The 12969-nt window shown below is 37.3% G+C and carries 18 protein-coding genes; 7 read left to right on the plus strand and 11 right to left on the minus strand.

What is annotated here, in order from left to right:
- Positions 1 to 68 precede the first annotated feature (68 nt).
- The 7 genes from EYB29_RS10600 to mnhG are packed head-to-tail and all read left to right on the plus strand — an operon-like array spanning position 69 to position 5913.
- Positions 69 to 2468, plus strand: a complete 2400-nt coding sequence (locus tag EYB29_RS10600; RefSeq protein WP_026867375.1) for a Na+/H+ antiporter subunit A — start codon at positions 69 to 71, stop codon at positions 2466 to 2468.
- The gene (locus tag EYB29_RS10605) at positions 2452 to 2919 is read left to right on the plus strand and encodes a Na(+)/H(+) antiporter subunit B (RefSeq protein ID WP_051220561.1); all 468 of its coding nucleotides are present in this window, start codon (positions 2452 to 2454) and stop codon (positions 2917 to 2919) included. The genes EYB29_RS10600 and EYB29_RS10605 overlap by 17 nt, the downstream gene beginning before the upstream one ends.
- Positions 2919 to 3260 carry a Na(+)/H(+) antiporter subunit C gene (locus EYB29_RS10610; protein ID WP_026867373.1) on the plus strand — a complete coding sequence of 114 codons (342 nt, stop codon included), beginning with the start codon at positions 2919 to 2921 and terminating at the stop codon, positions 3258 to 3260. The genes EYB29_RS10605 and EYB29_RS10610 overlap by 1 nt, the downstream gene beginning before the upstream one ends.
- Complete coding sequence (locus tag EYB29_RS10615; RefSeq protein ID WP_026867372.1) at positions 3250 to 4743, plus strand: Na+/H+ antiporter subunit D; 1494 nt, start codon at positions 3250 to 3252, stop codon at positions 4741 to 4743. The genes EYB29_RS10610 and EYB29_RS10615 overlap by 11 nt, the downstream gene beginning before the upstream one ends.
- Entirely contained in the window at positions 4744 to 5223 is a 480-nt protein-coding gene (locus EYB29_RS10620; RefSeq protein ID WP_026867371.1) for a Na+/H+ antiporter subunit E, read from the plus strand.
- Entirely contained in the window at positions 5220 to 5519 is a 300-nt protein-coding gene (locus EYB29_RS10625) for a Na(+)/H(+) antiporter subunit F1 (protein ID WP_026867370.1), read from the plus strand. Before EYB29_RS10620 ends, EYB29_RS10625 begins: the two co-directional genes overlap by 4 nt.
- Entirely contained in the window at positions 5497 to 5913 is a 417-nt protein-coding gene (gene mnhG, locus EYB29_RS10630) for a monovalent cation/H(+) antiporter subunit G (RefSeq protein ID WP_035857165.1), read from the plus strand. Before EYB29_RS10625 ends, mnhG begins: the two co-directional genes overlap by 23 nt.
- 188 nt (positions 5914 to 6101) lie before the next feature.
- On the opposite strand, the gene EYB29_RS10635 is transcribed toward mnhG, so the two are convergent.
- The 11 genes from EYB29_RS10635 to EYB29_RS10685 all read right to left on the minus strand — a co-directional run bounded on the left by EYB29_RS10635 (position 6102) and on the right by EYB29_RS10685 (position 12957).
- A complete protein-coding gene (locus EYB29_RS10635; protein WP_026867368.1) occupies positions 6102 to 6473 on the minus strand; it encodes a PaaI family thioesterase in 372 nt (123 codons plus the stop codon).
- Positions 6466 to 7956, minus strand: a complete 1491-nt coding sequence (locus tag EYB29_RS10640; RefSeq protein WP_026867367.1) for a leucyl aminopeptidase — start codon at positions 7954 to 7956, stop codon at positions 6466 to 6468. The genes EYB29_RS10635 and EYB29_RS10640 overlap by 8 nt, the downstream gene beginning before the upstream one ends.
- 12 nt (positions 7957 to 7968) lie before the next feature.
- On the minus strand, positions 7969 to 8292 hold the full coding sequence (locus tag EYB29_RS10645; protein WP_035857152.1) for a YuiB family protein: 324 nt from the start codon (positions 8290 to 8292) through the stop codon (positions 7969 to 7971).
- A gap of 66 nt (positions 8293 to 8358) precedes the next feature.
- Positions 8359 to 9570 carry an NAD(P)/FAD-dependent oxidoreductase gene (locus EYB29_RS10650; protein ID WP_026867365.1) on the minus strand — a complete coding sequence of 404 codons (1212 nt, stop codon included), beginning with the start codon at positions 9568 to 9570 and terminating at the stop codon, positions 8359 to 8361.
- A gap of 115 nt (positions 9571 to 9685) precedes the next feature.
- Positions 9686 to 10045, minus strand: a complete 360-nt coding sequence (locus tag EYB29_RS10655; RefSeq protein WP_026867364.1) for a HesB/IscA family protein — start codon at positions 10043 to 10045, stop codon at positions 9686 to 9688.
- A 91-nt stretch (positions 10046 to 10136) separates the two neighbouring features.
- Entirely contained in the window at positions 10137 to 10376 is a 240-nt protein-coding gene (locus EYB29_RS10660; protein WP_026867363.1) for a DUF1450 domain-containing protein, read from the minus strand.
- A 57-nt stretch (positions 10377 to 10433) separates the two neighbouring features.
- The gene (locus tag EYB29_RS10665) at positions 10434 to 10676 is read right to left on the minus strand and encodes a NifU family protein (protein WP_026867362.1); all 243 of its coding nucleotides are present in this window, start codon (positions 10674 to 10676) and stop codon (positions 10434 to 10436) included.
- 103 nt (positions 10677 to 10779) lie between these two features.
- Positions 10780 to 11310 carry a biotin transporter BioY gene (locus tag EYB29_RS10670; protein WP_026867361.1) on the minus strand — a complete coding sequence of 177 codons (531 nt, stop codon included), beginning with the start codon at positions 11308 to 11310 and terminating at the stop codon, positions 10780 to 10782.
- A gap of 89 nt (positions 11311 to 11399) precedes the next feature.
- The gene (locus tag EYB29_RS10675) at positions 11400 to 12158 is read right to left on the minus strand and encodes a TIGR01457 family HAD-type hydrolase (protein WP_026867360.1); all 759 of its coding nucleotides are present in this window, start codon (positions 12156 to 12158) and stop codon (positions 11400 to 11402) included.
- Complete coding sequence (locus EYB29_RS10680; protein WP_026867359.1) at positions 12148 to 12573, minus strand: DUF86 domain-containing protein; 426 nt, start codon at positions 12571 to 12573, stop codon at positions 12148 to 12150. Before EYB29_RS10680 ends, EYB29_RS10675 begins: the two co-directional genes overlap by 11 nt.
- Before the next feature lie 60 nt (positions 12574 to 12633).
- On the minus strand, positions 12634 to 12957 hold the full coding sequence (locus EYB29_RS10685) for a YutD family protein (protein ID WP_026867358.1): 324 nt from the start codon (positions 12955 to 12957) through the stop codon (positions 12634 to 12636).
- Positions 12958 to 12969 lie beyond the last annotated feature (12 nt).

The raw sequence follows: 12969 nt of genomic DNA on the forward strand, positions 1-12969 counted from the left end.
ATGCGTTTATTTTATATAATTATTATTGTATACTAAGTTAATATAATATCGTTTGAGGAGGATACACTTTGACATTTATACACATAGCTATATTTTTGCCTGTCATAGCAGCAATTGCGATTGCTATTATCTACAGGTATGTTAAAGATGTACATCTCGGCTGGTTTGTTCTACCTGTTCCTGCTGTGATTGCTGCATATTTATTTTCACTTATACCCACAGTGTCAACTGATGGACCAATTCATCAAAATTTAAACTTGATGCCAAGAATCGGTATGAATTTTGATGTATACATAGATGGACTTGGACTATTGTTCGCCATTTTAATTTCTGGTATAGGTGCACTAGTGGTTTTATATTCAATTGGTTATTTGTCAAAAGAAGAGAAGCTTGGCAATTTTTACGTCTACCTTCTTATTTTTATGACTGCCATGCTAGGAATTGTCTTAAATGACAATGTCTTAATGCTTTACTTCTTTTGGGAGCTAACGTCAATTTCCAGTTTCCTATTAATTGCATTCTGGTACACGAAAGATAAGTCAATATACGGGGCACAGAAGTCCATGTTGATTACTTTCTTTGGTGGATTTATGATGCTTGGTGGTTTTATTGTTCTGTATATTATTACAGGCACCTTCAGCATTAGAGAAATGATTGGCAATGTCGATCTAATAATCGATAGTAATCTCGCACCCTTTGCAGTTGTTTTAATCTTACTTGGTGCCTTTACTAAATCAGCTCAATTTCCATTTTATATCTGGTTACCAGATGCCATGGAAGCACCGACTCCAGTCAGTGCCTACCTCCACTCAGCAACCATGGTTAAAGCAGGTCTTTACCTTGTTGCTAGGTTTACACCAGTGTTTGCCTTTAGTGAGCTTTGGGTGTGGATCATATTACTCGGCGGACTGATTACACTGGTTTGGGCGTCGTTCAACGCTATCAAGCAAGATGATCTTAAAGGTGTGCTTGCCTTTTCTACAGTCTCTCAGCTCGGGCTTATAATGAGTTTACTCGGTGTGGGTGCACTTGCAGTAGCGACCGGTGCAAATGAGGAAATATTTACAGTCGCTGTCGTTGCAGCTGTTTTCCACATTATTAACCACGCAACTTTCAAAGGTTCTCTGTTTATGGTAGCGGGTATTCTCGACCATGAAACAGGTACACGTAGCATTAGAAAACTTGGTGGTCTATTAACACTCATGCCAATATCATTTACGATGACCTTGGTTACAGCACTTTCAATGGCTGGTATTCCACCATTTAACGGATTTTTATCGAAAGAGTTATTCCTAGAAGCGATGTTTGAGATTAGTCATGCAAACTTTAGCGCCTTAGCTGATTGGAGTGTACTATTCCCAATCCTAGGAATTGTAGGTAGTATCTTTACATTCGTTTATTCACTTAAACTCATTCATGGTGTCTTCTTTGGAGATAGAAGTTATGACACTCCAAAAGAACCACACGAAGCACCAGCTTTACTCTTAATTTCACCAATTATCTTATCTGCTTTAGTGATCATTTTCGGACTATTCCCAAATATCCTATCAGGTACGATTATTGACCCAGCAGCTATGAGTATTTTAGGTACAGATACGGCCTTAAACACACAAATTTCACATTGGCACGGTTTTAATAACCCGGCCTTATGGGCAACAGTCGCTATTATCGTCATCGGTGGTGTCATGTACATCTTTAGAAATAGCTGGATGTTCATATATGACTACCATAAAGAGCATTTCACTCTTAACTATTTATATGACCAAGGACTACTGTATAGTCAACTGGGTTCTAAAAAAGCAACCGATGGTGTAATGACTGGTTTCTTTAGAGATTATATGGTTTATATCTTTGGATTCTTCGTTCTATTTAGTATCATTACAACATTCTTTACAGGTCTTCCAATCACATTCGATGACTTTGCAGATGTTGGTATCCAGGATATGGTTCTCGTGATCATTATCTTGATTTCTTTAGCTATCATTATGATGACGCGTTCACGCATGGTTTCAATCATCATGTTAGGTGCAATAGGCTTCTCTATGGCCTTATTCTTTGCCTTCTTTAGAGCACCGGATCTTGCCCTGACGCAGTTATCTATAGAAACAGTTACGACGACCTTATTCCTAGTATGTTTCTATCATTTACCGAAAAAGTCTAAGCATGAAGAAACGATTAAATTTAAATTCACTAACTTTATTATTTCAGTTGGTGTTGGTGCTGTCGTTATCCTCTTTGGATTATCAGCTTACTCAAACAGGTTGTTTGAATCTATCAGCCAATTCCACATTGAAAACGTTTATGAGCTCGCCGCTGGCGGTAACATGGTCAACGTTATTCTTGTTGATTTCCGTGGTTACGATACCCTCATGGAAACATTAGTATTTGGTATTGCCGGCATCGGTATATATGCATTAATGAAAGCAAAAGTAAAAGGAAAGGATGATAATAATGAAGAGCACGCTTAAGAGAGCTGGCTACAGTAAGGTCCAACGTCAGATGAACGATGTGTTCATTCAGTTTACGGGCAGAGTAATATTTTTAATCATATTACTCTTCTCAGTAAACATGTTCTTAGCTGGACACTATGAACCAGGCGGCGGCTTCGTCGGTGGTTTGCTCGCAGCTTCAGCAGTCATCCTTCTATTGATTGCTTTTGATTTCGAGACTGTAAGAAAAATGATTCCGATAAACTTTCATTTAATCATCAGTATCGGTCTATTTCTAGCTATTGCTGTACCGACAGCCTTGTATTTCTTTGGAGTACCGTTCTTCACCCATCAACATACGTATATCGATGTTCCTATATTCGGGGAAGTAGCACTACACACAGCTGTCGCTTTTGATATTGGCGTATTTATGACAGTAGCTGGAACAGCACTGTTAATCGTTTCCCTAGTTGGGGGGATGGATGACTAATGGAACTTGTTACTATAATCTTGTCTGGCATATTAATTGCTAGTGCAACATATTTAATATTGTCTAAAAGTGTTTTAAGAATAATTATTGGTATATCAATTCTTTCACATGGTGTGCATTTAATGATTCTAACTATGGGTCAACTGAAACGGGGTAATGTTCCTGTACTCGATGACTCTGTCTCGACTTACACAGATCCACTCCCACAGGCCTTAATACTGACAGCCATTGTAATCTCATTTGCACTGACATCATTTAGTCTGATCTTGCTCTTAAGAAACTATAAAGAGCTCGGTACAGATAACACAGAAGATATGAAAGGAGTTCCTCATGGCGACTAACATTTTACCTATGCTCCCAATCATTCTTCCATTCTTTGCTGGTGTCATAATGTTGTTCATGGGCAAACGTCCTATTCCACACAGAATAGTCTCAGCAATTACCAGTGCCCTAATGGTTGGTATTAGCGCATATAGTATATATTATGTATACAAGAACGGTGCGATGGTGACCTTTATAAGTAATTGGTCCGCACCATTTGGAATCAGTGTTGTCTATGACATGGTCGCTGCTTTGTTAGTACTGACAACATCGATTATCTTATTTTTCACAGTTGTTTACTCTTTCCAGTCCATAGGCTATGAAAGAGAAAAATATTACTATTATCCCATGGTCATGTTCATGATCACAGGTATTATTGGTGCGTTTACGACAGGTGATATCTTCAATATGTTCGTCTTCTTTGAAGTATTCCTTTTAGCATCTTATGTACTTATTACACTCGGTAATAGAAAGATTCAATTGCAGGAAGGGTTTAAATATTTCGTTGTTAACGTTGTATCTTCAAACTTCTTCTTAATTGGTTTAGCTTATCTCTACTCAATCACTGGTTCATTGAATATGGCTGATATTCAGATAAAGCTATCCAATTATGATGGTAATTTAGCTGTCATGACCTTAGTTGCAGTAGTATTCATATTTGTTTTTGCAACAAAAGCAGGACTTTTCCCGCTTTATTTCTGGATGCCAGGTTCTTATAATGCACCACCGATTCCTATCATTGCTTTATTTGGTGCACTATTAACTAAAGTTGGTATTTATGCCATTGCTAGAACATTTTCACTGTTCTTCCAACACGATGTCGGTTATACCCATCAAGTGCTACTATTACTTGCCTTGTTGACCATCATCGTAGGTTGTATTGGTGCTTTAGCTTACACTGATATGAAAATGGTCATCATCTACAACATTATGATTGCCGTCGGTGTTATCGTTGTTGGCTTTGCTATGATGGATGAAGTTGGATCAATCGGTGCGATGTATTATCTAATACACGATATGATCATTAAGGGCGCCCTGTTCTTACTTGTTGGTTTCATCATCTACAGAACTGGTAAGAATAATTCAGAAGATATAGGTGGTTTAATTAATAGTCACCCAGTTGTTGGTTGGACATTCTTTATTGCTGCCCTATCACTTGCTGGTGTGCCGCCCTTACCAGGCTTTTACGGTAAGTTGTTCATCGTAGAGTCAGCTTTCCTTAACGACCACGTTATTGCAGCAATTATCGTCTTATTATCAAGTCTGATTGTCCTATTTAGCATTATGAAGTTATTCATCAATGTATTCTTTAGAGAACCAAGAGAAGGTCTTGAGCTTAGAGATATTAAATCAGATAAACTACTCTTCTCAGCAGTCGGACTTGTAGTCGTTTCAATCGTGTTTGGTTTATCAGCAGATTTTCTTTACCCAGTATTTGAAATGGCTGCCGAATCATTCTTCGATCCGTCATCATATTCTAACTACTTGATGGAGGTGGAATAAATGTCATTTCAACTATTAGTAAACATCATTTTAGCTTTTCTATGGATGTTCATGAATGCTGACATGTCTGTTGGAACCTTTGTCACTGGTTACTTAATCGGCTTGGTTGCAGTATATTTATTTAGAAACTTCTTACCAGGTAGATTCTACTTACGCCGTTTGTACTTAATGATTAAACTACTGTTTATCTTTATAATAGAACTTGTCAAAGCGAATATTGATGTTGTAAAAATTGTGATGTCACCAAAAATTGACATCCATCCCGGTTTCTATGCCTATCCGAGCGATTTAGAAGAAGAATGGGAAGTTGCTTTACTTTCGACATTAATTACCTTAACTCCAGGTACAGTCGTTGTTGCGATATCAGATGACTACTCCATTATTTACATTCACGGCCTAGATATGGATGATGCTGATGAAGAAATTGATAACATTAAAGCTGCTTTTGAAAATGTTATAAAAGAGGTGGCTCAACCATGACATCATTTGTATATATTATCGTAATCTTTTCAATTATCGTATTTGCTATCACCATGCTTGGTATGTTGTACAGAACAATTAAAGGACCAACACTACATGATAGAGTCGTCACGCTCGATGCATTTGGGGTAACCTTGATGGGAATGATTGGTCTATTATCCATCGTCTTAGAAACAACCTATCTCTTACCAATAATTATGCTAATCGGAATGGTTGGTTTTATCGGTACAGTTGGCTTTGCTAAATTCCTAGAGAAAGGTGTGATCATCGAAAATGATAGAGATAATAATAGTTAGTCTCATTACAATCTTTCTAATCGGTGGTGCCTTTTTTACAGCAGTAGCAGCCATTGGCGTGATTCGTTTACCTGATACCTATACTAGAATCCATGCCGCTTCGAAAAGTTCGACACTAGGTGTCGGTATGACATTGATCGGGGTATTTATCTACTTTGCTTATTATCAAGCAGAAATCGAAACCCAACTGATATTAGCGATTATATTCATCTTCATATCTGCACCTGTTGGTGCCCATATGATTGCCAGAAGTGCCTTTCACTCCGATGTTGAACCTTATAAACTCACCATTCTCAATGAATTGAAACGTGATGAAACAGGTTCCGAAATCGAAACAGAAGAGCATGTCAGACTGAAAATCGAACGCAGTAAAGACAAAGAACTCGATGATTAAATGATATACCTGTATAACATCTTTACAGATGTTATACAGTTTTTTTATTTACCAGATAGATTGGTCGGGGCTCATTTACCGGTAAACACAAAATACAGGCAGATGCCCTGGCTCATTGTCCAGTAAACACAAAAAAATAACTCCTTAGCTGTATCTATACAGCTAAGGAGTTATTTCAATCTTACGTTTTATTTTTGTCTTACTGCCATGGTACATCTAGAAACTGCAACTAAATCATCTGCATCATCTGTAATATCAATTTCCCAAACCTGCGATGATTTACCTGCATGTCTCAACACTGCTTTAGCAATTAAAGTGCCTTGTCTCTTTGCTTTTAAGTGATTAATATTAAGCTCCATTCCGAATGCAATTTGATCATCTTCAATTTGATGACTGGCACCTATACTGGCAGCAGTTTCTGCAAGAACGGCATTAATTCCTCCATGGACAAAACCAAATGGTTGTAGTGCATCTGATGTAATTTCCATATCGATACTACATGTCCCGTCATCTACTTCTAAGACATTGATGCCAAGAAGTTCAATCAATCCTCTACTCATATAGTGTCCCTGACTCAATTAAATCAACAATTGTTCTAATCATTACACCAGTTGAACCTTTTTTTCCAAATGGTGTCACACTAGTACTATTACTTGAACCTGCAATATCAAAGTGAATCCATGGTGTGTTTTCAGTGAATTCTTTAATGAAGGCAGCAGCAAATGATGCGCCGCCTGGTTTAAAGTCGGCATTGATTAAATCAGCTATATCTGACTTTCTCACACGTTTTTCTTCATGCTCTGAAAGTGGTAATTGCCATACATCTTCACCTGTGACTTTACTACTGATTAACAAGTTATTCATCACTTTTCTATCGACATCCGTAAATATTCCTGTACGATATTCACCTATGGCTTGGACAACGGCACCTGTTAAAGTTGCAAAGTCCATCATTACTTTTGGCTTATACTCTTTTGCGGCATAATAAACAGCATCAGCTAGTACTAAGCGACCTTCTGCATCTGTATTTGAAACCTCTACAGTTTTACCTGATAAAGATTGATACACATCGTCAGGACGCATGCCATTACCATCTACCATGTTTTCTGCTAACGCAAGTACTGCGACAACATGTACTGGTAAATCGAGTTTGGATACAGCTTCAATCATCCCCACTACATTTGCAGAACCACTCATATCGTATTTCATTGAACGCATGCCATTACGACTCTTCAATGAATAACCGCCACTGTCATAAGTAATCCCCTTACCGACTAATACTATTGGTGCATCAAATTTTGCATCCGGGTGCTTATATTCAATCGTGACAAGACGAGGTTTTCTTTGTGAAGCTTTACCTACTGCTGTCAATAAGCCAAAACCTTCTTGGGTTAAGGTGTCAAAATCTTTTACCTCACCCTTAACATGGGGGTGATTTTTAAAGTTATCAGCTAAATAATCCGCATAACTTTCTGGATATAGTAAATTCGGTGGCATCGTCGCAAAGTTTCTAGCTAGGTTAATACTAGAACCCACTTTCTCACCATGTTCGAAGTATTTAGTGACATCGTGTTCTGTAACAAGTGTGAGCGTTAAACCTTCACTGAACTGTTGTTTACTGTCTGAAGTATAGCCGACTGGTTCGTAGGTACTTACCTTTGCCATTAATCCGATAGCATCTGCAACTTCAGCAGCTTCGAAAGCGAATGTGTCCAAAATAATTTGAGCCTTATTATCCTTTTCTTTTTCCATGAACTGAAATACATTACCAAGTGCTTCCTGGACTTTTAGCACCGTCAATTGACTAGCATCACCGAGTCCAACTGCAACAACTTTTCTGTATTCTCTTTGAATTGTTACGCCTGTCGTTGTTACCTTATTCAACTTAGTTGATAGCACATTCGATGTGATAATTTCCTTAGTTAATCCGTTTAACAAAGTATCGAGTTCTGCAAAATTTTTCATTTCTTCAACATTTTCTGGTAAACCAATGACAATTACTGAATCATCAGCCACATAACTCTCTTCAAATTTCACTTTCATAAAAAGATCCCCCTAGAACATTTGATAACCTGCTTTTCTTAAATAACGAATCGTCATCCCTGCAAGTATGATGCCGATTAAGCCTGAACCTAAGATGATGATATCGTAAATAGAGATGCCAATAATATTACTCCAAAGCGTATTAAACGATTCTCCCGGACTACTTATGTAATCAAATAATGAAACTCTACCTATAATCCAAAGAACAATTACAGGATAAACAACCGCCATAATCCATGTCATTTTTAAAATCATGTTCAGTATAAAACTAATTCCGTAAAATAAAACGAAATATAGTAATACAGATATAAATAACTGAACGACATTCATTGCCATATATGTTTCCTCCAAAAAAATAAGCATGGGCATTATATATACCCATGCATAATGCTAACTTTTAACTTACATGAATTTACCTTTAGTCGCAGCCAGTGCAAGGCCACCGATTTTGAACACTGCACGTGTGTCGATGACTTTCTTCATGAAAGCAGCTGGTTTACCTTTAATTTCTTTACCCATAACAACACCGATACCATCTTTAGAACCTAAAGAACATACAGTACCTTTGTCATCGTATACAAACGGTTCTTTCTTATCACCATCTAAACTCAATTTAATGTTCTTAGCAGTGTGTTCACCTAATTGCATAGCGATTTGAGCTGTTGTTGGGTAAGGACGTGCATCCTTACCTGTGCCGTTCATTACCGCTGCAACGTCACCGATTGCATAAATATTGTCATATCCATCTATAGTTAAATCGTTATTAACTACAATTCTTCCACGTTTCACACCTTCAAACGATTCTTCCATTAATTTAGAACCACGTACACCTGCAGTCCAGATTACGCTTGAAGCTTCAATTTGCTGTTCTTGATCATTCACTTTAACAACAAAACCTTTATCATTAGCAGCAACAATCGCTGTACCAAGCATGAATTCAACACCACGTTTTTCTAAGAAGTCAACTGCGTGCTGAGTTAACTCATCAGAGAACATTGGTAACATTGTAGGCATTGCCTCAACACAAGTAATCTTGACATCATTGTAATCTATACCGTGTGCTTTACATAATTCAGGTAGAGTTTCGACAAGTTCACCTAAGAATTCAACGCCAGTAAATCCAGCACCACCCACTAAGATAGCGAGGTCTCTCTTATCTTGACTCGTCTTATAGTTGATGAAGTTTTTCTCAATTTCTTCACGAGCTTTTACTGCAGATTGAGGACTGACGATAGTTTCAGCATATTCATCCATGCCTTCAATACCAAATGACTCACTTTCAAAGCCAAGTGATACAACTAAAATATCAAAGTCAAATTCACCTTGGTTCGTTTGAACAACTTTGTTATCACGATCAATCTTAGTCACTTCTGCAGGCACAAAACGTACTTTCATATTATCAACAACTTTAGCAATCGGATAAACTCCGTCTTCCCAGTTCATTGATCCCGCTGCTGTTTCATGCAACCAAGTTGATTCATAATGATATTCATTTTTGTTGATTAATGTGATATCAGCTTCTTGTACACTGAGTAGTTTTTGTAGTTTAGTTACAGTTGATAATCCAGCGTAGCCCGCACCAAGTACGAGAATTTTTTTTCTTTCAAAACTCATTTTTATTTTCCTTCCTACAAGCGTAATTTGTTGTGCAAGAATTATTTATATATATCATGCATACCAGTTACAATATTAGCACTATACCGCAATAATTCAAGCGTTTTCCTTGATTTTAGCAGTCTGCTGGCGCACCCGCATTCGTCTTCGTTCTAAAGGAAGATCCGCAGCCACAAGACAAGCTCGCATTTGGATTTTCAATCGTAAATCCGCCGCCGACTAACGATTGTTTAAAGTCGATTACGGTACCATCTACAACAGGTAAATCGAATTTATCTACAAGCATTTTCACACCGTAGTATTCGAATACTTCATCTCTTTCTCCTATATTCGTTTCAGCAGCCATTCCATAAGTAAGCCCTGTACAACCACCACCCTGTACTTTAAAACGGAGGTAGCCGTCAGCCATATCATTAGCTTCTAGCATATCTTTAACTTCATATGCCGCACTCTCAGTCAATGTTACTGTGGACATAAAATCACTCCTCTTTAAATACTATTACCACAAGTTTTTATAATTTAATTATACTACAGTCATTTTAGCTACACCAATCAACCGTTTATAATTATAGATCTCTATTATTCTTCTCTATTCTTTTATATGCCTTTTCTAACAACTGCTCTTTAGTTTTAGCAGAGACAATCTCTCCATCTATCAAAACAAAGAATGTCTTAGAACATAAGCCGCAATTGTTTGTGCACTCATAATCCACCACATCAATTGCAAGATCCTGGTCTAAAGCACGATAAACATCCTCAGTTCCTTTTTGCATATTTGCATTACAAAATTCTGCTATTGTAAACATAAAAACACCTCACCATACAATAAAAAAACTGGAGACACGAGCGTCTCCAGCTGCAAGTTAAAATACTTGTTCGATCTCTACAAAGCCTGGTACTTCTTCAAGTAACGCACGTTCGATACCCGCTTTTAGAGTAATCGTTGAGCTAGGGCATGTCCCACATGCACCAAGCAATCTAAGCTTAACAATACCATCTTCTACATCAACGAGTTCAACGTCTCCGCCGTCACGAAGTAGAAATGGACGCAATTTATTCAGTACCTCTTCGACTTGTTCGTACATAGTATCTTGACTGACTGTCATATAAGTTCACTCCAATCAATTAATAAGCCTCTCCTACTAGTCACTATTATAAGGGATTTACTCATAAAAATCCATCAATTGAAAGTCTGAATTTTTTATCTTACTATGCAAGTCTTAAGCCTCGATTTTCTAATGTCCGCGCTAAGGCGACTGTTACAATCGCTAGGGCAATGTCCTTAATTAGGAAAGGAATCACCGTAACGAAAAGAATTTCAAGAAATGCCATCGGTGTATTTAGAACGACACCCATAACAAAAGCAAAGTAAGATGTACCAAATAAGAAGACTACTGCCATCCCTAAAAGCGTCCACATAAACATAGTTATAAATGATTTTTCTTTAGCCAGTCCAAAAATTAACACTGCGGGTATATACCCTAAAATAAATCCAAATGTTGGTGAAACAAAGGCGCCTAAACCTGCAGCTCCCGCAAAAACAGGTACACCAAGTAGACCAATTAATGTATATATAATCAAACTAACGACGCCTGTTTTTGTGCCCAACAATAAGCCACAAAGTATCACCATAGGCAACTGTAAAGTAAAAGGCACTGGGCCAAGGGGTATTTTAATTTGTGCAGCAATTGCAATGAGGCCAACAAATAGAGCAGCCTGAACAAGTTGTTTTGTCTTCATTCTATTTTCCTCCACCTATATCGATAGAGTTAGTTTATCAGAAAAAAACGCTAATGTTAACCCTTAATTTTAAAGGTTAACATTAGCGTTTATAACTGCCATTCACTTAAATTATCTATTAGATGTGTCGGAACTTTATTACGTGATTTAACATCTTTTGTACTATGGACACCTGTGTTCACATGAATCGTATCTACCCCGCCATTGATACCTGTCAAAATGTCGGTATCATAATTATCCCCAATCATCGCGACATCTTTTTTATTAAGTTTGAGTTGAACCAAGGCACCTTCTAAAATAAATTTTTCAGGTTTACCGATAATCGTTGGGTCTACACCTGTTACATCACTGACTAGTTTCACAAAGGCACCATTACCAGGTGAAAATCCAAAATGGCTCTTGATTTTCTGGTCAGGATTCGTCGCTAAAAATTTAGCACCATTTTGAATTAACCTGCATGCTTGAATAATCTTGTCGTATGTAATCGTTGGATCAAGGCCCATTACAACCACATCGACTGCTTCATCTGTCAGCTCTGCAACTTCTTCTAGTGTAGCTTTAAAGCTATCTGTACCAATGACAAATACCTTAGGTGCTTTATAATGTTCCTCTATATATTTCGCCATCGCCATAGCAGAAGTATAAATATGATGCGTAGAGGTTTTAAAACCCAGAACATCAAATTTTTCTTGCAATTCATTTTTACTTCTCGTCGCATTATTTGTTAAGAATAAGTAAGGCAGTTTTTCTTCATTCAAACGATCTATAAATTCCCTTGCACCATCAATGACCTCGTCTCCATTAAACATCGTTCCATCAAGATCAATCAAATAACCCTTATACATCATCTGTCGAAAAAGCTGTTACAGCTTGAGGATCAGTTTTTCTGAAGTGTTCAAAACTTGCCTTAAAATTTTTGTAGGCATCAATGTTATCAAGGAAATCAAGTTTCATACTTTGATGGTCAATATCCGTATAATTTCTAGTTAACTCTGTACGCCATTTTAAGGTATTTTTAAATTTCAATGCATCATTACTATCGATGACTTTCTCTTGTTCCATTATGTCAATAACATCCTGATAGCTACCAGGATCTCTTAAGATAAAAGCATCAATGATCATATTCCCGACATCAACAGTCGCTTCAATCAACATCTGACACGTGCGTTCCAAGGCAAGTTTGTCGTCTGTGTCTACTAATTTCGACATCTCTTCAATATAAGCTAAACGCTTATTTAATAACGTTTTATCTACAAAATACATAAGTCACCTCATCTAATCTATTCGTATTAATCATATCATAGAAAAAGAAGAAGCTAAGGTTTACACCTCCGCTTCTTCACCATTTTCTTCATTCTGTGTCTTCAATTCTGCCTTAGTTACTTTTCTTAAAATAAAGTAAGCACATCCAAAGTTGCAGTATTCATTTAAATATTCTTGGATTGTGTCTGCTCTTTTATCCGGCTCTATTTTACGTTTAGAAGATCGATAAAAACCAGCAAGCCTTAATTTTTCATAACCAATATCGCCGACGATATAGTCATATTTATTTAGTAGTTCACTATACTTTTCAACAAAGACCTCTTCATCAAATGCATCGCGGTAATTTTCCACGAGTTCAAAGTTCATATGACCAATGGTAATCACATTGACACATCC

Origin of the sequence: Jeotgalicoccus sp. S0W5 (assembly GCF_011634875.1) — a bacterium.
Classification (GTDB): Bacteria; Bacillota; Bacilli; order Staphylococcales; family Salinicoccaceae; genus Jeotgalicoccus; species Jeotgalicoccus marinus.